The organism is Kribbella deserti (assembly GCF_042434725.1).
GTDB classification, from domain to species: domain Bacteria; phylum Actinomycetota; class Actinomycetes; order Propionibacteriales; family Kribbellaceae; genus Kribbella; species Kribbella deserti.
The window spans coordinates 1-707 of the sequence record NZ_JBHLTC010000059.1 but is presented as its reverse complement, the minus strand read 5'-3'; the positions used below and the strand labels follow the sequence as shown (position 1 = coordinate 707).

The following is a 707-nucleotide window of genomic DNA, read 5'->3' as shown; positions in this document are numbered from 1 at the left end:
GCCAGACGTAGTGGGCGAATTGGCGGGCTGTGGAGGTGCCGGGGCCGTACGGCCAGTAGGAACCGGTGACGAGCCGGTAGGTGTCGTTAGAGCCTGGCCGGGTGGCGTCGATGGTCGCCCGGCCGGCGGTGCTTTTGCCGCCGGCGACGGTGGTCCATGCCCGGGTGTCGGTGGAGTACCGCTGGAGATACACCATCGAGCCATCGGGCAGCGAAGGGACCGATTTGCCGATCGCCCTCAGCTTGCCCAGGTCGGCATCGGTCGTGCTCATCGATTCGATCGCCAGGTACCGGTTGGTGACCGGGTAGCGGACCGGGCTATAGGCGCGGGTGTACGTGGCGGAGCCCGGGTAGTAGGCGCGGTAGTCATAGGCCGAGACCTGTGTCACCGAGAAGGCGAACGTTCCGGTGCTGGTAGTGCGGGTGCTGGTCAGGTTGCCGTAGCGGTTCTGGCCGCGTACGGACCGTTGCAGGTAGACCGTTGCTCCAGGCAACTTGGTTGTGGTCCCGGTCCGCCACACCGTGCCGGTGAGCTTGATGGTCGACCCGTAGACGCCCGAGGCCGGTGCGGCCAGTGACACCGAGGATCGCACCGACCCAGCTCCCTGTGCCGACGGCACCATCACCAGCCCACCGACGGCCACCGCGCCCGCGGCCACCGTGGCGATCATCTTGCCAACGCGCGTCATCTATGTCCTCCCGAACAGA

The 707-nt window shown here is 67.2% G+C and carries 1 pseudogene; it reads right to left on the bottom strand.

The window, feature by feature from the left end:
* Window positions 1–688: pseudogene (locus tag ACFFGN_RS35990) on the bottom strand (hypothetical protein); the annotation flags it as partial.
* Window positions 689–707 lie beyond the last annotated feature (19 nt).